Below are 474 nucleotides of genomic sequence, written 5' to 3'. Positions count from 1 at the left end.
TGCGGTGGGGCAGCGGGAGGTCGGGCGGTTCGCGGGGCGGTTGCAGGGGATCTGTACGAGGCTTGTGGGGGCGGGTGGGGCTGCTGATGAGGCGGCTCGGGGGAAGCGGGTTACTTAGCGTTACTGGTCGACATGCGTGCGTTGTCCTGGCGTGTGAATCTGGTCTGGCCCCCATCCCCTCACCCACTTACGGGAGTGAACTCACATGGGCATGAAGGACGAGATGCAGGACAAGGCTCGGCAGGCCAAGGAGAAGATGGAGAAGGGTCGGAAGGGGCAGCCTTCTGGCCAGGGGCAGGCTTCTGGACAGGGGCGGCCTTCTGGCCAGGGGCGGCCTGGTCGGGAGGGGAATCCTGAGCGGCCTGAGCGGGGGGTGTCGCGTGATGAGGAGACTCAGCGGGCGATGCGGGACGAAGAGGATCGGTTCAACATGGACTACGACGTGTAGTTGTGCGTTGAGTCGTTGATGCAGGG

At 65.0% G+C, this 474-nt stretch carries 1 protein-coding gene and 1 pseudogene; both read left to right on the top strand.

The features are described from left to right. Positions 1 to 118 (top strand): annotated as a pseudogene (locus AOK08_RS47980) (short-chain dehydrogenase); the annotation flags it as partial. Positions 119 to 205: 87 nt separating this feature from the next. Further along, complete coding sequence (locus AOK08_RS36760) at positions 206 to 448, top strand: hypothetical protein (protein WP_055534182.1); 243 nt, start codon at positions 206 to 208, stop codon at positions 446 to 448. Positions 449 to 474 lie beyond the last annotated feature (26 nt).

This window comes from Streptomyces graminilatus (genome assembly GCF_001418565.1).
Taxonomy (GTDB): domain Bacteria; phylum Actinomycetota; class Actinomycetes; order Streptomycetales; family Streptomycetaceae; genus Streptomyces; species Streptomyces graminilatus.
This window is presented reverse-complemented; position numbering and strand designations above follow the sequence as displayed.